General features: G+C 39.0%; 12 protein-coding genes. 1 reads left to right on the forward strand and 11 read right to left on the reverse strand.

All coding sequences use genetic code 11. The features are described from left to right. Positions 1–12 precede the first annotated feature (12 nt). The 11 genes from H4J75_RS00840 to H4J75_RS00890 all read right to left on the reverse strand — a co-directional run bounded on the left by H4J75_RS00840 (position 13) and on the right by H4J75_RS00890 (position 16,732). On the reverse strand, positions 13–834 hold the full coding sequence (locus H4J75_RS00840) for an RMD1 family protein (RefSeq protein ID WP_259366312.1): 822 nt from the start codon (positions 832–834) through the stop codon (positions 13–15). A gap of 481 nt (positions 835–1,315) precedes the next feature. Continuing rightward, a complete protein-coding gene (locus H4J75_RS00845) occupies positions 1,316–1,600 on the reverse strand; it encodes a MazG nucleotide pyrophosphohydrolase domain-containing protein (RefSeq protein WP_070374689.1) in 285 nt (94 codons plus the stop codon). Between the two features lie 51 nt (positions 1,601–1,651). Beyond that, entirely contained in the window at positions 1,652–3,769 is a 2,118-nt protein-coding gene (locus H4J75_RS00850; protein WP_182221094.1) for a bifunctional diguanylate cyclase/phosphodiesterase, read from the reverse strand. Positions 3,770–4,230: 461 nt separating this feature from the next. Next, entirely contained in the window at positions 4,231–4,824 is a 594-nt protein-coding gene (locus tag H4J75_RS00855; protein WP_182221095.1) for a PEP-CTERM sorting domain-containing protein, read from the reverse strand. Between the two features lie 178 nt (positions 4,825–5,002). Next, entirely contained in the window at positions 5,003–7,477 is a 2,475-nt protein-coding gene (locus tag H4J75_RS00860) for a S8 family serine peptidase (protein ID WP_182221096.1), read from the reverse strand. Positions 7,478–7,578: 101 nt separating this feature from the next. Then, complete coding sequence (locus H4J75_RS00865; protein ID WP_182213428.1) at positions 7,579–8,217, reverse strand: response regulator transcription factor; 639 nt, start codon at positions 8,215–8,217, stop codon at positions 7,579–7,581. Then, complete coding sequence (locus tag H4J75_RS00870) at positions 8,214–8,936, reverse strand: sensor histidine kinase (RefSeq protein WP_182221097.1); 723 nt, start codon at positions 8,934–8,936, stop codon at positions 8,214–8,216. Before H4J75_RS00870 ends, H4J75_RS00865 begins: the two co-directional genes overlap by 4 nt. Next, the gene (locus H4J75_RS00875) at positions 8,926–12,279 is read right to left on the reverse strand and encodes a serine/threonine-protein kinase (protein ID WP_182221098.1); all 3,354 of its coding nucleotides are present in this window, start codon (positions 12,277–12,279) and stop codon (positions 8,926–8,928) included. Before H4J75_RS00875 ends, H4J75_RS00870 begins: the two co-directional genes overlap by 11 nt. A 26-nt stretch (positions 12,280–12,305) precedes the next feature. Further along, a complete protein-coding gene (locus tag H4J75_RS00880; RefSeq protein ID WP_182221099.1) occupies positions 12,306–13,208 on the reverse strand; it encodes an FHA domain-containing protein in 903 nt (300 codons plus the stop codon). 35 nt (positions 13,209–13,243) lie between these two features. Beyond that, entirely contained in the window at positions 13,244–14,080 is an 837-nt protein-coding gene (locus H4J75_RS00885) for a DUF6689 family protein (RefSeq protein ID WP_182213421.1), read from the reverse strand. A 183-nt stretch (positions 14,081–14,263) separates the two neighbouring features. Beyond that, the gene (locus H4J75_RS00890; protein ID WP_182221100.1) at positions 14,264–16,732 is read right to left on the reverse strand and encodes a S8 family serine peptidase; all 2,469 of its coding nucleotides are present in this window, start codon (positions 16,730–16,732) and stop codon (positions 14,264–14,266) included. Between the two features lie 656 nt (positions 16,733–17,388). Here H4J75_RS00890 and H4J75_RS00895 point away from each other — a divergent pair. Beyond that, positions 17,389–18,861 (forward strand): NarK family nitrate/nitrite MFS transporter, encoded by a 1,473-nt coding sequence (locus H4J75_RS00895; RefSeq protein ID WP_182213418.1) that lies wholly within the window; start codon positions 17,389–17,391, stop codon positions 18,859–18,861. Positions 18,862–18,864: the final 3 nt, after the last annotated feature.

The following is an 18,864-nucleotide window of genomic DNA, read 5'->3' on the forward strand; positions in this document are numbered from 1 at the left end:
AAAATTGGCGAGTTAACTCGCCAAACTTTTCAACTCTTGAACAAGAAACAAAACAATCTCAATACCAATTAACACGATAATAATCCATTCTAAAAATGATGAATGTTGATGCTTTTGTTCAGCCGCTAACATTTCAAATAGTTCATGAATGGTCGAGAGCTTTTTAGATAATAATTCCACGCGTTGATGAATATCCATATAACGCGCCATACGTTCGTAAGTCGCTTCATATTCAGGGTATTCCCAAATAAAATCTGGGGTATCAAGTAATCCATAATGTAAAATAATATCGCTTTTAGTACTCAGTAGCGTACCTCTAATTTTAGCGATTTCTTTTTGGCTAATTGATATTTTACCTAATTTAGCCAATTCTTCAGGAATATGAGAATAATCCATTATTTTATTTTGCGCTTGAAGTTCAAATTCCATCAACTTGTTAGATTGCGCTAACGCATGGCTTATCGCCAGACGTGTCAACGGATCGTTATCAGGTAGTACTATGGTATCTTTTTTAATGATCAGTTCATTAGAAAAAGTAAAGCGTAAATGTTCTTCAATATTTTCAATGTAAGGGGTGTTATCACTCTTAAGTCGGTTGATTAATACTTGACGTTCACCTGCGGCTACCGCCCAAAAAACCACTACACCATAGTCAAATATCCAATACTCTCCCGTTGCCACGATTATTTGTACAGCGTCTCTATAACGAGTACCGCCTTCAAAAAAGCGTTTATCTATATTCGATTTTTCTGATAAAAAATTATCGCCAAAATTATAAACTGATAATTTATCGTCGCTAAAAATGACTTCATTACCTGCCATTAAGTTACTCATGATTGCTCTTATAAGTGGTTGTCTGATTTTTATTCGATTTAAAATACATTAAAAAATTTAGTCACTAGTGATCAACAAAAAAGTTTTATTGATGAACACTAACTAAATTTGCTAGATTCTGCGCCATTAATAGAAATACTCAATATCAATTTTTTAATCAGTCTGATAAAAAAATTGATATCGTTTAGTTGTTTAACGGCGCATATAATGGCGACAATATTTGCTATATTTTAGTTAATATTTTTAGCTTAAAAAATAAAATAGGACTTAAACTAAGCGGAAGACACAAGCGAAATGAATATCTGCTGGGAGTTTTGCAAGAATGGTTAAAAGATGTAGTGATTTTTTAATTTGTAAAAAGAGGATGTTCTTTGTAGGTTAAATTAACAGCAACAACTTGGTTGCTACTGCACGTTATAATAAATTAAATGTCAGCGTTTACTTGCAGCGAAAGTAACTAGAAAAAGTATTAGTCTTTAATTTATTTAAGCCTTCCTCTAGTTCCTCTGATTTCATTTTTGCTCATTTTTTTTAAAATTTCGTTTTCAATATCAATTCCTTGCCAATGGGAAATATCTAGCACTCTTAGGATAATATCGGCAAGCTCTTCGCCAAAGGCATCACTAGGTTTTTCGTGCCGACATTCATTAATAGCCTCACCGACTTCTGATGCAACAAGGGCTAATGCTTCTAGCGTTGTTTTATTATGCCAACCCATTTTTTCTACCCAAAGATAGTTCTTCTCTGCTATTTCGTTAATCTTCATTTTTTTCACTTATTTTGTTTACGTTTGTCTTTGATCGTACATATTTAGTACTTACAGTTGCCAACTCGCATCTGGTCGCCAATTATTGACCCATACTGGCACATCATGCGCTGGCATAGGTTTGGCTATGCCATAACCTTGTGCCAAATTACAGCCTAGTTGCAACAGCGCCTTACCATGTTCAATCGTTTCAACACCTTCAGCAATAACTTCACGTTTGAATGATTTAGCCAAGGCGATAACACCTTCAACAATGGCAAAATCATCGGTATCGATCAGCATATCTCGAACAAAACTTTGATCTATCTTAATTAAGTTTGCGGGTAACCGTCTCAAGTAAGTTAAGGAGGAATACCCCGTGCCAAAATCATCTAAGGCAAAGCTTACGCCTAATGCAATACACTCCAACATAGTTGTTGAAACATGATTGACATCATCTAAGGCACTGGTTTCCAATACTTCTAGTTCTAAATAGCAAGGTTTAACATTAGGGTGCGCTGCTAGTAAAGTTGTTAATCGCTGAGTAAAGTCAGGCTGCTGTAATTGAACCGCGGCAATATTTACGCTAATGCTAACCGGAAGGTCGAGGCCCATTTTTTGCCATTGGCTTATTTGTGTTAGTGCGGTATCAATAACCCATTCGCCCAATTCGATACTCATCGGATTATTTTCAATAATAGGTAAAAAGTCGAAGGGATTTAATAACCCTCTGCAAGGGTGTTGCCAGCGGATAAGGGCTTCAACGCCAATCACTTTGCCTGTTTTCATATTAACCTTAGGCTGATAATAAAGCACAAATTGCTGGTTATCGAGTGCACTGCGAATGGCCTCAAGGCTTTCCTGTTGTATTTTAACTGCATCATCTTGCGCAGTATCAAATAAATGATAACGATTTTTACCTGATTCTTTCGCCACATACATGGCTTGGTCAGCATGGCGCATAAGTTGGTCAGCATCAACGCTGTCTTGTGGATAAAGTGTTACACCGATACTGGTTGATACATTTAACACGATGTTACTAACGGTCACTGGCTCAGATGCGGCTAATAACAAGCGATCTAATATCGGCTCACAGTCTTCAACCTTTGTTAAATTAGTTAATACCGCAACAAATTCATCACCACCGATACGGGCTAAAGTATCACCTTCGCGAAGTGCCGTTTTCATTCGTATGGAAATTTCAACCAGCAGTTCATCACCCACATCATGACCATGCTCATCATTAACAAGTTTAAAGCCATCTAAATCTAAAAAGACCACGGCGAGTGTTTGCATATTGCGGCTACACTGCAACATAGATTGAGATAATCGGTCAGCCAGTAGCACCCGATTCGGTAAGTTAGTCAGTACGTCATAATGGGCAATATGCTCTAACTGACTTTGATGTTCTTTCATTGGAGTGATGTCAGTAAATAAGCCAACATAGTTACTTATTTGACCATCAACATCTTTAACTGAACTAATATTAAGCATTTCAGCATGAATTTCACCGTTTTTACGACTGTTCCATATTTCACCAGACCACGCCCCTTTACTCTGCAGCACTTGCAAAATCTCGCTATAAAACTCGGCAGGGTGTATTCCTGATTGTAAAAAATTCGGCTTCTGTCCAATCGCCTCAACAGCGCTATAACCAGTTGAAGTGACAAAGGTATTATTGACATTAATAATGATCCCTTTGGCGTCGGTTATCATGATGCCTTCACCGGCATGAGTAAAAACACTGGCAGCGAGTTTTAATTCTTCTTCGGCTAGTTTTCGTTTGGTAATATCATTAATGACACCGACGATAAAATAGTCACCTTTACCATCTATGAAGCGATTCTTTCTAGTTAATATAACTCTAGTTTCTGAGCCATTAATCGTCAGGGTTTCTTCACTTAAAATCGCTTCCCCTTTATCCAGTACTAACCTATCAATTGCTAAAAAATGATCACGCTCGCTTGGAGGTACTGTTTCAGCGAGTGTTTTTCCGATGATTTCGTTTCTAGTTAAGTTAAAAACCTGGCAAAAAGCATCATTAACGAGTAACAATCGACATTCATTATCCTTTACGAATATAGGATCGTCGTGATTATTAAAAACCACATCGAGATACATCTCTATATCATGTGAATTTACTTCGAATTGATCTAACGCAGTAGTATTTTGATCCTGTTCAGACACCATTTAACATAGTTCCTTGTTGAGCAATTCAAGCAAAAGGTATTCAATAACACTACCGGAAGTTGCAAGTAATACACTTTACTATACGTTTATTTTAAATCGATATTGGAGACTTCGCCTGCCCAAATATTGCACTTGAGACTCTTTAGGCAACCTTGATTGTTTCAAGGCAAAGTGTTTTAAATATAAGGTTAGGCTAAAGGGATGTCAAGTGCGCAGATACTCGCCAGTTTATTGACTGGCCAGCGGGCGATCCCTTAGAAAAGTAAGAATTGTTTTATTAAAATATAATTATTTTAATAAAACAGAGAATAATTCGAGCTATTTTATTAGCTTTACTTATAACCTTGTTCGGCTATTAACAAGCTTAAAGGCTTAATACCCAAATTCACATCATAAAAAAACACTGATGATTACCATCAGTGTTTTTTATAAAACGTTAACAACCTAAACAATCATTACGCTTATTGCTTAAGGCGTCGTACTGCTAATCCCATTATACCTAAGGCAAAAATAGCTAAACTGGTCGGCTCTGGTACTTTATTCATTACGACATTATCCATAACACCATAAAGATTACTGGTACTTAACATCGAGATGCTAATTTTATCGACCATAATACCCTTCAAATTAATCGCTTCTTTAGTTGATAACTGACCATTCCATTGTGAGGTAGTCGTTTTATAGTTGTCCTCTGCTTGAAGTACGTTACCTAGCCACCCCGTCACAATGACATAGTCCCCCTGATTATAGAATGAACCAATATCAAGCTTTTCAAAAGTAAATAAGCCGTTAGTTGAGAAAAACCAATTTGATGGTAGTAATGTTGAGCCACCATCAGAAAAAGCGGTATTACCGCTATTAAACCCTGGGTCTACAATCTTAGTATCTGGCCCATTAGCACTAATATTAAAACCGTTTTCGCTACCTTGACTAAAATCACTTTCAGGGAAGCTTTCAAAATCGATAGTAATTAGTGATGCCGATGCGACATTAACTAAACAACTACACGCGAAGATAAAACTTGTGACACTGGCTGTTATAAATTTAGTTTTCATTTGATATTCCTATTTATTCTCAAAAAATAATATTAATGAGTAATGCTAAAAAAGATAATTCATCAATGTTTTGCGCTAATAAAAAGCTAATCTGATACTGGTATATATTGTAATAATAGTGGGTAATTAAAGCCTATCTGATGCTACCCGATAGGCTTTATTTGCCTTGATACTCAGTCTATAGGTAGTTATTAAAAAAACGTGTCGCGGCTACTGCGTAATCAGCGCGGCTAACTGGTGTTTTACCGTTAAAGGTCGCCGTTATAGTAGGGACTAAATCATAAGCACCCTGTTGAACGTCAAAGCTTGCGCCTAATATTCCTAAGTCTAAGGCTAATTGTACGTAACCTTTCATTGCTTGTGGAATATCAGTTTGGTCTGCTATCGCTATACGTTGCTCGCCATAAATAGCAGTAATATCACCAGTAAAGCTTTCTGCAGTCGATTGTAAAGCCAATGACTGTACAAAAGAATAAGCTAACTCATTGCGATTAACTAAGCCTTGTGGATTAAAATTATCACCATTAGTCAACATTACTGCATGTTGATCTTGTGCACCATTTCGTAAAGCGGCACCCTTTTCACCAGCCGCGTTAATAGCAGCAGTGTAAGTAGTATTTTCTGTGACATCAGCAAATGTGCTTGTTGCTGCCAAATTTGATTGACGAATACCGGCACCTAAGCTTAAAAAATCAGCTAGGTCTTCACGGGTAAGGTAATTATCTGGTTCGAAACCTAACGCATTTGCATCGACTAATTCTTCACTAACTGCGAATTCAATAAACGCTTTAGCAGGGTGGTTAGTCAAATCATCAAGACCAAGATAACCATCAGTTTTTATAATCTTAACCGTTACGTCAATATCACCAGGTACCGCATAACCATTGGTTAATCCAGCAGGGTCAAGCGCAACACCAGAAAGACTACCAATACCGCCTGCTTTAAGTATCCATTTACCCGCTTCCGCTGGTGCTGTCACTGCAATGTTTTGACCTAAAACAGGTAAAGCAATACTTGACCCGTAACGTTTGCCCGAAGGACTAGTCAAGGTAAGTGCTACCGTATTATCATCAACATTTGCTCGAACCATCACCATAGAAGCTTCGGCATTGACGGTCAAAACAACACCTTCATTATCACCAACAGGACTAAACGGCACAGACATATCATCTTCTGACTGTACTGAGGTTAACGCTTTAGCATTAAAATCACGGTTGATTTTAGTTGTTTTGCCAAAAGATAAATCTTCATCGACAATTGATTGTACTGCCGCGTAGGCATTGACATAACCGGCGCCAGCTTCCCATGTTTCTCGGCCAGGCATATTGGTTGCTGTTTTTTGTAGTATTGACTTCACTTCACGCCACGTTAAGTCAGGGTTAGCTTCTAACATTAAGGCAACGATACCAGCAACATGTGGCGCTGACATTGATGTACCACTCATAGAAGTATAATAAGGTACGTGATTTGCGTCCATCACGTCGCTATCATCGGCAATGCTCAAGGCACTTAAGCTAGATAATGAAGCGCGGGTTGAAATAATATCAACACCCGGCGCAGTTACAGTAGGACGGTCTTCCCACTGAAAAAGCTCGCCATCAACCGTAACTTCGCCACTCTTACCTTTAACACCACGTGAACTAAAGTCAGCTAATTTACCGTCTTTATCACCCGCTGCTACGGTAATGACCCAAGGTGCTTTTTTGAAGTTACCGGTGATTGTCGCTTCGCCGCTTCCTGAGTTACCCGCAGAGAAAACGACAATAATACCCGCATCTGATAATGTTTTAGTGACAACATTGGTTGGATGATCAGGGTTAAAGTCAGTACCTGTATCACTTGTACTACCAAAGGAGTTTGAAATAACGCGAATATTATAAGCATATTGATGCGTCTTAGCGTAATCAAAACCACCGATAGTGTCTAAAATAAATAAACCAGCACCTGAGCCATAACCAACAATTTTTGCGCCAGGAGCAACACCTTGATATTTACCACTCGACATCGCACCGTTGCCGCCAATAATACCCGCAACATGAGAACCATGACCACCAGCAATATCACTGTTCGCGGTATCTTCTTGGTAAGTTATGGGTAAAATATCTGATAACGAATGTAGGTTAGTTTGTGCCAATACGTTTTGAACAACGTGGTTAGGAAACTTAATGTCGCTGTGCGTGCCATCGACACCCGAGTCATTAACCACAACCCCGATACCACGTCCAGAATATGGCATACCGTTACTACGTAAAGAGCTGTCATCACGTAAGCGGTCAACACCGGTAATTTGTGTTGCTCTATCATTTTCTAATGATAATGGCGCGTTGTAGTAAACAGAGCGTACTTTATTTGATTTATAAATAGCTTCTATTTGCGCCTTTGTTGCCGTTATACCGACAATAGGAAACTGCTTAAAGCTTACGCCACCAATAACACCCGTTGATTCAATAACGTTTAGCTGTTGTGCATTAATAGCTCCTTTACCTTCGAAAGTAACGATGACGTTAAAAACCTCATGTACTTCAGCAGTCGCCATCAAACCTTTCAGTTCAGGTCCGATAGATTTAGCAGCAATATTTAGCGACATAAAAGTTAAGCCTGCACCGATAAGGCCAGCGATTAATATTTTATTTTTTAATTGTGTTTTTAGCATTGGAATAAACCTTATATGTTTTGATACATCGAGCATGCCAAACATTAAGGTTTAAAATAATCAGGTAAAACCCCTACAAGGAAGAGGTTAATATACCTTGTTTATAGCAGTAGGTTGTTTTTGGCCGCATAACGGACCAATTCAGCAGCGTTGGCAACGCTCAATTTATCTAGCACTTTACCGCGATGGTTTTCTGCTGTTTTAACACTTATATCTAATGAACGAGCAATTTCTTTGGTAGTTTTACCTTCAATGATTAAATGAAAGACTTCACGCTCACGATTAGTCAGGTTTTTGTAGGGATCTTGCCAATTTTCTGCCGGCTTATTGTATTGTGATGCCAACACACTTGCCGCGTATTGGCTGTAATAGGTTTTCCCCGCAGCTAATGCTTTTACCGCATCGATGAGTTCGTCACTCGCACTGTCTTTTAATAAGTAACCAGAAGCACCCGCTCTAACCATATGAATGACATACTCTTGTTCTTCATGCATAGTTAGCACTAACACTTTTGTGTCTGGCAGTTGGCCATTTAAGCGTTTAACCGCTTCCATACCGTTCAATCCTGGCATGCTAATATCGATAACGATAACGGTGGGTTTTAATTCCAGCGCTTTACTCACAGCTTCAAGTCCATCTGCTGCTTCAGCAACCACTTGAATATCATTATCTTTACTTAATAAACTGACCAGTCCATGACGTAAGATAGTATGATCATCTGCAATAAGAACACGGATCATCGGCCATTCCTCCCCGTTACCAATATTTTTATTTCACAGCCTTGTCCTGGCTGCGAATTTATTGTTAATTGACCACCGAAGGCACTTATTCTATCGCGCATTGCGCCTAAGCCAAAGCCCTCAGGACTAGATTCTTGATCAGCTTTCATTCCAATACCGTCATCTTTTATTTTAATCATTAAAAGATTATCAGTTGCAATTAAATTGAGAATAATATTTTGTGCTTGTGCATGCTTAATCGCGTTGGTCAGCGCTTCTTGTATTACTCGAAACGCTAGGGTTTGAGTATCACTATCTAAAATACTGTCAACTTGATGATGAAATTCAATTGTCGCTTTTTCGGGTTCCGCCATAATACGCACTAACCAATCAAGGGCTGGAATAAGCCCAAGATCATCTAAAATTCTTGGGCGCATTAAGCGAGAAATCACGCGAGTGTCTGATAAGGCTTGACGTGCAAGATCTATACTCTCATCAAGCGCTATACTCGCGTCTCCTTTTTTAACTTGCTGCAGCTGATTTATCAAAGCCGTAAGCAGTTGTCCTACTCCGTCATGTAATTCTCGAGCGATATGCTTGCGTTCATCTTCTTGTACTCGCCAAACGCGTTTTGCCAAACCACGCATTTGCTCATTACCCGAATAAAGCTGTTGTGATATTTGTTTTTGCTTTTCATTAAGTTGGTCAACCATTTTAGCAATATTGGCATTATTGGTCATGGCGTGATAACTCCATTAATGAATCATTTAATTCAAAATAATCTTGAGTTTCTATGAATTTACCAGAAAATTCTGGAGGTAAATTAGCCTTAAGATGCATCAGCTTTTTAGTCACTTTTTTATAATATTTTGTTGGGTCTTGTTGATTGACAATCGCCAATTGGGCACGCAGACGATCAAATTGAAAGCTGCGCCAATAATCGCCCATTTTTCTTAATAAAATATCGGCTGACCTTAGTGTGGCTTTTAAATCAAGCCAAGCTCCTGAAAAATATTGCTGTACGGCTAAAAGCTCTAAATATTCAATATACTGATATTGTTGCAAGCTAAAATCAACGTTAGCCAGTGGTGTCAAATAAGCACTGATATCTTTGTTACCTTGATGTAAAGACTGTTTTGCCTGATAAATTAATTGGCGAATATAAATAGATTGATGGGCATGATCTAAAACCCTATTATTTTTATTTTCCATAACAGCTGTAGATAAATTCCCTACCGTCTGACTTTTTAAGAACTGAAATTTACTCATATGTTCTTTATTGCCATGACGCGAAACTATATCGTTTATATTGGCTAAGTGCTTAGCAGCTTGCTCTTGGTCGCCAAGCTGCAATGACCAATCGGCTAACCATAGACCAAATTCAGCCATAGCTCGTACGTCATTAGCTTTAACCGCCGCTTGATAAGTTAACGTTAACTCTTCAATGCTCGCATAAAAATTACCTTGTAAAAAAGCGAGTTTTGTTAGGTAACTACGCGAAACGATCGACTCTTCGGTAATATTGAGTTTTTCAGCATCGGTTAAAGTGTTGTTAAAAAGGTGATAGGCATTGCGCCAGTTTCCCTTAGCGAGTTCCATCTGCCCTAAGTTTTGTCGTACATGGATAATGCCAATAGGAAACTGTACTTGCTGATATAACTGCTCTGATTGACGCCAATAAACCAAGGCATGTTCTGGGTCAAGCAGCATAAAATAAGTGAAGCCAATATTATTCATACTCTCTGCTTGGAGCATTAAGTTATTGAGTTCAACTCGAATATTTAACGCATGGCGATAATTTTCCAAGGCCGTTTGATACGAAGCTTGCTCTTCAGCCAATTTTCCTAACTCATTATAAGTATTCGAAAGACCCTCTTGATCGTCTAACTTCTGATAGATAGCTAAACTTTCTGTTAGGTATTGTTCAGTCTGCTGGTATTCGCCAACCGCTAAATGCATAGCGGCTAAGTTAGTCATAGTGGTCGCTGCATCGGCTAAGTTAGTTAGTTGTCTTCTAATTTTTAACGATTGTTGATAATAATCAAAGGCAAGCTCTGTTTCTCCTAACTGTTCATAAACAACACCAAAGGCATTTAGCGCCTCACCTTCTTGAACACGGTTTTTTAGTTTTTTAGCGGTGACTAGTGCCTTAACAAAATATTCATTTAACGCTTTTTCAAAATCACCTTGTAAAAATGCCACTCTTCCTAACATAAACCATGCACTAGGATGGTTTGGATCAATTTTTACCACTTCTTGTAATAAGACTTCCATTTTTTTATGTTGTTCAATTAAAAAATAGAACTCTGATAGCATCATCTTAAGTTCAGTGTTGTAAGGAAAGGCATTCACTAAGCTTAAATAATCGGCTTGAGCTTGTTCGATTTTACCCGCTAAATCATTTAAGCGTGCACTCGCTAGTTTCGCAGTATAAGAATTAGTGGCGCTAAATGCTATCGCTTGGCTATAAGCCTGTTCGGCTTCCATGAATAAACCTATCGTCAGGTTTAATTCACCTTGTTGCAGCCAAGCTTGCGCAGAAGCAGGTTCTCTCGCTAATATTTGGCTTAACGCTTGCTGCGCCTGCTCAAAGTCACCCTTTAAAATAAGTGTTTTAATAGGAAATAAATCAACCAAAGGGTTTTCTTCAATCTCAATGGTTTTTTCGGCATTCACTTCTATGTCTAAACGCTGCCTAAATTTATCGACAAAATGTCGAGTCACTTCTTGCCAATCTTTCTCGTTATAAGGGGCTTTTATTAAGGTTTCGCGTTGAATGTTAAAACCATCGACAGAAACCAACTGAAACTGAATATCTTTAGCCTCAGAACCGGCAATAAATGTTTGTGGGCTAATGAGCACGTCAATCTGCAGTAAGTCTGAGATCAACTCCATATTAGCGTCATCAATGGGAGGCGTAATACCCAGTTGCGCTAATAGCTGGCTTAATCTCGATTGTTCAATCACCCGTAAATTCTTAATATCGGTTAATTGGTAATTCAAATAGTTAGCAAAAGTTTGATCAAATTCGCCCTCTTGTGTCTGCAAAGGCAATATCGCCACCGCGTAATGATCGACTGCATTGGCTTTAATGGGTGTTTGACGACTCAGAAACAAAACCACTGCGATGGTAAAAAATACCATCATCGACATAACCGTCACTATTAACCGTTTTTTGCTGATAGGTTTATTATCTTTTTCTGCTAATAAACTAATATATTGATTCTGCGCTTGGCTAATATTAGTGGGTCGGGATGCGGGATGCGGAGAAATGAGTGCCAATGACCATGACTTTAGAAAGTTAAACTCTTCTTTAACAGCCTTAAATTTAGGTTTATCTAACAACTTAGTCTGTAAAATTTCATCAATCGAATGGCCACTAAATGGTAAACCGTGACAACATAATTGAAAGATCACTACACCTGCGGCATACAAATCAGTGGTTAAGTTTATTTTACCGGTTTGTAAATACTCAGGTGGCGCATAATAAGGTGTCCCTGAAACACGGTCAGCGTTACTTTCTTTATTAAAAGCAGACAAGCCAAAATCGGCAATAAAGAGCCGACCTGACTCATCTAACATGATATTTTCAGGCTTAATATCTTTATGAGTAACGCCCGCTTTTTCAGCAAAGGCTAAGCCATCTAATAATTGCTCAATAATTTGAAAAGTTTGTTCCGTTGTGAGTGATTTCGATGCGATAGCTTCTTCTAGGCTGCTACCCGAAATCCAATCCATGGTTAAGAAGTGAACATCTTCATCTTGGTAGTATTCATGAACGCGGATAATATTGGGGTGACTTAATTGACGAACCAATAATAATTCTTTTTTAAAATCAGCAATGGTTTGCTTATCTTGACTCAGCGATTTATTGAGGACTTTGATGGCGATAAGGGTATCGAGCTGCTTATCATAGGCGCGGTAAACAAAACCATAACGGCCTTGTCCTTGCAGACTTTCAATTTCAAAACGACCAACAAGACACTCTCCAGCAGCAAGCGGCTTAGACAAGGGTATTATTTGAGTCGCATTTAGCTGATCATCATCGCTATGTGTTAACTTGGGTGATTTTAAATCGCTCATACAGCCTTTTTACTAATGATATAGTATTAGTGGCACAAATTAAGCAAACTACAGTCTTTATCGCTAGATGTCCATATCGAGTTCTCATTAAGAATTAGTTGCAATGAATCAATAGATTGTTGCAGCAACATCGCCTGAACGGTTGCTTCGAGTTGTTGGCTCATACTGCTTAAAATTTCTATATCCAACTCGGTTAGCACTTTATCAGACATTTTGCTGTCGGTATAAACAATTCCCACCACTTTATGCTCATAAAACAGTGGAATGCAGGCTAAAGCAGCAATTTGTTTCAGTTCGATGCTTTTACGAGCACTTAACAGTTCATGGCATGAAACATCCATGGCAACTACGTTTTGTCCGCTTTCAAAACAACGTGTTATCGCGCCAACACTGCCTTCAAAATCTGATAGTTTAAAATCATTTCGCTGCATACCATGGGCAATACTGACATTAAGTGAAGCTAACGTATCGCCAAGTAAGACGATACCGCGTTGAGTGCCCGTTAACATAATAATATTTTGCAATTGTTCAGAGAGATTTTGTTTTAAATGCTCGGTCAACGGTATTGAAGTAGGTGTTTGGCTACTCGATAAGCGCCATGCATTGTGGGTAATTATTGCATCAACTTGTTTTGACGACTTAGTTTCAAAAAGGCAATCGAGTTCGCCAATAGAAATAATCGCGTCATCTTTTAAAGTGGAATGGGTAATTGCTATACCATTAACTTTAGTGCCATTACGGCTGCGCTCATCATCAAGTTGCCAAATTTCGTTTAAATGGGCAACTTTAGCATGCTGACGAGAAACGGTTGGGTGATCAAGCAACAACTCACATTCGTGAGAACGTCCTAAACGGTAACCATTATCTTCATAAAGAAAACTTTCTATCGCTGGTTGGTCCGGATAACAAATCGTAATTTTAGCTGGCATAAGATCACCCTTAATTGAACACTATTTTGTCGATACTATTTGATTAATCGCAAGCTGAATCGTAAGGTGTTGGCATAAGCCATAAGCTCGCCAGCAACATTATGAATATCTCGACTTGAACGCCAAACATCAGGAATATTTATGCCTTTATTATCATTAATACGGCGATTAAAGTCATTGAGCTTACTACTCGCCATATGGTAATTGTTCGACAAAATAAGTTGATTAATTTCATTTACATCTTGCAGTAACATAGAATAAACCGCTGCATTTATTTTGGGTGAAAAATCATTGAGTGCAGTTTGTAAATCGTTAAACTTTTGGTTGACAACAACTAACGGAGCCCGTAAGTCGGCAACAATAATAAATTGTGAGAAACGCCCTGTTGAACCACGTGTTCTATAGCTACCTGCCCCCATAGTCATGGTGATATCTTTAAACTCACCATTAAGTGGCGCTTTAAAGAATCGCAGCGGTGTACCTGCGGTATATTCTAAATTATGCGTGTGTAAATCAACCGAAGCTAAGCCTGAAAATGAAAAGCCACTGTTCGCCAAAGGCTCAATGGTGATCATCATTGGAAATGCTGCAGAGGGAGTGATATTTAAACCATCGGGTAAACGGTCAATAAAATCTAATGAGGTAACGTCAATAATTTCTGCCGTTAGTCCTAAACTCTCTTTCGTTAAACCAACCGCATTTTCAAATTGTAGAGTCATATCGGCAGAAATGTTGCCCGGTAAATGAATAACAGCCTCGACCTTATTACCTTGTACGTTGACTGACACCGATTCAGAAGCGAATGAGATTGTACTGACCAACATAGCTGTTGATGTTAGTACTAAAGTAAGTAGCTTTTTTATATGCAACATATTTTGTCCTCTGGGTAGTAACCTGACAATGTCATCAAATTATTTTTACACTGTTCTAGCTAGAACCTACGTTGATCTACGTCAATTAGCAAGTTCTATGGTGCTTTTACTAATAACAAAACCAAGCCTAGTCAGGTTGATTTTGTTATCAATGTTAATTATATAAATGTTAAGTGTTAACAGTTATTTACGTAAGTATCCATCATATAATCGACTAATGATAATGGCATAGTCTCCACGCTTAACAACGCTGGCTGGTTCAAAGTAAGCAACAACGGTTGGCGATAGGTCATAAGGTCCTTGTTCAATAGCGAAACGAACCCCGATTAATGACATATCTATTGCAGCCTGCACATAACCTTTTAGCGCTTCATTAATATCGCTTGAGTCCTTAACAGCAATACGTTCACCGTTATATTCGACGGTTATATCACCACTAAAGTCTTTAACTTGTCTTTCTAATCCGAGTGCCTGTACCAGTGAATAAGCTAACTCTTGTTTATTCACCTTAGCGTGTGGTTGAAAACTATCACCATTAGAGATCATCACAGGTGCTTGGTTTTGTACTCGATCTTTAAGCGCTGAGCCAGTTTCTGTGACGGCATCAACAAAGGGGGCGTGTTTTGCGTTAACATCTGTAAAGACGGTTTTATTATCATTTAAGAAGCCACGGTGCTGCCTAATTGACATACCCATGACTAAATATTGCGCCAGCTCTTTACGTCTTAACTTAGCATCAGGACGATAAGATTGATCGTTTTTACTATCAACTAAACGCTCACTGACCGCAAATTCAATTGCTTTTTCTGCACGATGTCCGGCAATGTCGCTTAGGCCTTCGTAGCCACCTGAGGTTAAAATTGAAATATCACCTTCGATATATTCAGGAATACCAGGACCATTAGTGGTACCTGTTGGATCAGCTTGTACACCTGATAAAGAAGTGATGCCAAAGGCAGATAATTTCCATTCTCCGGTTTGTGCTGGTGCAGAAACTCGCATGGTGCTACTTAGCACAGGCGTTGTTAAGTTACCAAAATAGACGGTACCGTCTGGAGCTTCCAATTTAAGTTTAACCAGATTGGCCAATGTTTCAGAGGAAGCACTTATCCATGCGGCATCATCTTGAACGTTAAACAGATGGACTTCAGGTTCACCTACTGGGGTAAATAAAACGCTAAATGGCTCAGGTGCTTCATCATCAATAATAATCGCATTGGCATTAAAGGTATTGAGATTGTTCACCGTTACACTGTTTTGTTCGTTATAACCTAGGGCTCCAGCAACTGCTGCATATGCATTGACATGACCCGCGCCAACTTCCCAAGATTGGTAACCTGGCATATTAGTAGCTGTTTCTTGAAGAATAGTTTTTATTTGTAGATTGGTTAAATTGGGATTAGCTTCCCACATCAAGGCAATAATACCGGCAACATGAGGCGCGGCCATCGAAGTGCCTGAAATTCTTGTGTAAAATGGTAAGTATTCGTTTTCAATCACACCAATATCATCGGCACCGCCATTAGAAGCGATATTGGTTTTAGCACGTGTCGAAATAATATCAACACCTGGGGCAACAATAGTCACTTCATTGATATAGGTCCAAGCTGAACCGTCTGGCATCCTAAAATCACCGTTCTCACCACGTTTACCACGCGATGAAAAATCGATTAAATCGCCTTGCTTGGTACTTGCACCAACAGAGATACCCCATGGAATTTGAGCATATGGATTATGCGTGTCTTCGCCTGAACCACTATTACCGGCAGCAAATACCGACATAATGCCCATTCTATGCGCTTTATAAGACGCTAAAGATATTGGACCTGCAGAGTCATATTTACCACTAGAGCCCCAAGAGTTACTCATCACTCGAATGGGAGAGTTAAAATCCCAAACGTGGGTAATAGCATAATCATAGCCGCCCAGCGCATCTAAAATAGAAAGACCCGCGCCAGAGCCATAACCAATAATATCAGCGCCAGGTGCTGCACCTTGGTATTTGCCGCCAGAGTGAGTCCCCCAACCGCCGACAGTACCGGCACAATGTGTACCATGACCAACATTTAAGTCAGTGTTACGTTGACCTTCTAGCCACATACCGTCAAAACCGGTTAAAGAAAGCGCTTGAGCATGGGTAACGCCTTGCACATTTTCAATCACTTTAACGCCATATTCTAAATCATCTAATGTTGCATCAATGCCTGAATCATTAACAATAACGGTAACGCCCTTACCCGTGTATTTCATGCCATTGTTGCTGTCGAATGCGCTAGATTGTAGTTTTTCTACACCTGTTATCTGACGTGCTTCAGCATTATAATATTCTAATGAACGGTTAGCGAATATCGAACGAACACCTGGCATTGCCGCTAAGTGATTAATCTGATTAGCGTTTGCCATCACACCTACGATAGGTAATGATTTAAACTGTACACCTTGAGTTAAACCAAGGTTTAATAAGCTTTGCAACTGGGTAGTTGTTAATGCATCAAGTTGATCATAGGAAACGACAACCATAGCGCTGTCTGTTACTGTCATACTTTGTAATTGTTGCTCTAATTGAGAGCCAATGACTGCAGCTGCGGTTGCACTAAGACTGATACCTGCGATTGACATGGTTAATGCCATGTTCTTTATTATTGTCTTCATACTTTATATCTACCCGTCTTTAAAAGTGTATTTTATTTACGCTATTATTTGACAAGATTTTGGCAAATAAGACCATCAGGAACAGCCCCTACTTTATACGGGGGAAAACCCCTAGTTGTGAATTTTCCAGATAAGTCATTAAGGAGATTTAAGCGGCGTTCTGTTTTAGCACAGCCAATTTTTCACCCTCTTAATTCATACGCTAATAACTGGCTTTTGTACTTTTAGACAGCAAGCCACTATATCTTAAATAACATCACCTGAGACTTAATCAAGCGGACAGTTCCGTCACCATTTTTCTGGTGACCTAAGCTCAAATCAACACCATTGTTGACTCAACCATAAAGCGCTCATCTAACTAATCTCTCTCAACAACAATGGTTTTATTGACTCCTTTTTAAAGGTGTCTGCTAAATATAAGTGCTCATTAATGATGCATTGTTTACTGACTCTTTTTTTGCACTCTATTTGTGCGTATTCGTCATTGTCTTGTGCACCAAAAATTATCAACACAATAAAAATAACAATAAAGTCTTTTAAAACAATATGATAGATAAAGTAATAATGATGGCACTACCTTTGCTCTACGTAACTCAATCAATGATGAGTATTAAATAAACCTGCTTATTTAATTGACTCAATTTTAGGAGTGGTACATGAGCGGTCAAGAAGGTCTCAATATATTTTCATTCAAAGGTAAGATGAAAGCATTACATATGAGTTGGATAGCGTTTTTCATTACGTTTGCTGTTTGGTTTAACTTTGCTCCCTTGGTGTCAGTTATTGCTGATTCATTAGGGCTAACAAAAGCTGAAATAAAAACATTAATGTTATTAAACGTAGCGTTAACCATTCCAGCGCGTGTTGTCATTGGTATGCTTACCGATAAATACGGTCCGCGCTTAACATTCGCGGTTTTGCTTGGTGTGTGTAGTATCCCTTGTTTTATGTTTGCGCTTGCAGATACGTTTGAACAAGCGGCACTTTCGCGCTTCTTAATAGGTTTTATTGGTGCGGGTTTTGTTATTGGAATCCGTATGGTTTCTGAATGGTTCCCCGCTAACGAATTAGGGACGGCTGAAGGCATTTATGGGGGTTGGGGTAACTTTGGTTCAGCCGCTGCTGCCATGTCACTACCTACACTAGCGTTAGCCTTTGGTGGTGAAGATGGCTGGAGATACGCCGTTGCTTTTACCGGTGTATTAAGCTTGGTTTTCAGTGTTGTCTGGTATCAAAACGTAACGGATACACCTAAGGGTTCAACGTATTTCAAGCCTAAACAAACAGGTGCAATGGAAGTGACCTCAACGGGCGACTTCTTCTTATTACTCATTATGAAAATTCCTATGTATGGCGCTTTAGCTTTACTCACCTGGAAATTATCACCTGCCGGTGTCAGTTTATTAACAGAACAAAGTGCCGTCATTGCCTACATTAGCTTAGTGGTTTTGTTTGCCATTGAATTAAAACAAACCATTAAAGTAAACGGTCACTTATTTTCAAAACCGGTCGAAGAAATTCATCGTTACGAATTCAAGCAAGTGGCTGTGTTAAATGTGCTTTATTTTGCAACTTTCGGTTCTGAGTTGGCCGTTGTTTCGATGTTACCATTATTCTTCGCTGAAACATTCGAATTAAGCATGGTGTACGCAGCGATGTTAGCCTCTACTTATGCATTTATGAATTTAATGTCTCGTCCTGGTGGTGGTTGGTTATCAGACAAGTTTGGCCGAAAGAAAACCTTATTAATTTTAACAGCAGGTTTAGCTGCGGGTTATTTTGCCATGTCGGAAATCACCGGAGAATGGCCATTAGCCCTAGCAGTAGTAACAGCTATGGCTTGTTCTTTTTTCGTGCAAGCGGGTGAAGGAGCTGTATTTGCAGCAGTCCCCTTAATTAAACGTCGTTTAACGGGACAAATTGCCGGTATGACAGGCGCTTACGGTAACGTGGGTGCGGTGGTTTACTTAACCGTATTAACTATGGTTGATTACTCGACTTTCTTTATGGTGATTGCCGCTACCGCTGTGGTAGGCTTTATTACATTACTCTTTATGGTAGAGCCAAAAGGCACAATGACTGAGGTACGTGAAGATGGCACAGTTGAATTAATTAATGTCGGTCACTAAGCT

The organism is Colwellia sp. BRX10-1 (genome assembly GCF_014077545.1).
In the GTDB taxonomy this organism is placed as follows: Bacteria; Pseudomonadota; Gammaproteobacteria; order Enterobacterales; family Alteromonadaceae; genus Colwellia_A.

Bases quoted from the DNA above. Each gene is read 5' to 3' on its own strand.
- H4J75_RS00870 (WP_182221097.1), bottom strand. From the start codon at position 8,936: ATGACCAATAATGCCAATATTGCTAAAATGGTTGACCAACTTAATGAA.
- H4J75_RS00845 (WP_070374689.1), bottom strand. From the start codon at position 1,600: ATGAAGATTAACGAAATAGCAGAGAAGAACTATCTTTGGGTAGAAAAA.
- H4J75_RS00865 (WP_182213428.1), bottom strand. From the start codon at position 8,217: ATGATCCGTGTTCTTATTGCAGATGATCATACTATCTTACGTCATGGA.
- H4J75_RS00895 (WP_182213418.1), top strand. From the start codon at position 17,389: ATGAGCGGTCAAGAAGGTCTCAATATATTTTCATTCAAAGGTAAGATG.
- H4J75_RS00875 (WP_182221098.1), bottom strand. From the start codon at position 12,279: ATGAGCGATTTAAAATCACCCAAGTTAACACATAGCGATGATGATCAG.
- H4J75_RS00890 (WP_182221100.1), bottom strand. From the start codon at position 16,732: ATGAAGACAATAATAAAGAACATGGCATTAACCATGTCAATCGCAGGT.
- H4J75_RS00850 (WP_182221094.1), bottom strand. From the start codon at position 3,769: ATGGTGTCTGAACAGGATCAAAATACTACTGCGTTAGATCAATTCGAA.
- H4J75_RS00855 (WP_182221095.1), bottom strand. From the start codon at position 4,824: ATGAAAACTAAATTTATAACAGCCAGTGTCACAAGTTTTATCTTCGCG.
- H4J75_RS00840 (WP_259366312.1), bottom strand. From the start codon at position 834: ATGAGTAACTTAATGGCAGGTAATGAAGTCATTTTTAGCGACGATAAA.
- H4J75_RS00860 (WP_182221096.1), bottom strand. From the start codon at position 7,477: ATGCTAAAAACACAATTAAAAAATAAAATATTAATCGCTGGCCTTATC.
- H4J75_RS00880 (WP_182221099.1), bottom strand. From the start codon at position 13,208: ATGCCAGCTAAAATTACGATTTGTTATCCGGACCAACCAGCGATAGAA.
- H4J75_RS00885 (WP_182213421.1), bottom strand. From the start codon at position 14,080: ATGTTGCATATAAAAAAGCTACTTACTTTAGTACTAACATCAACAGCT.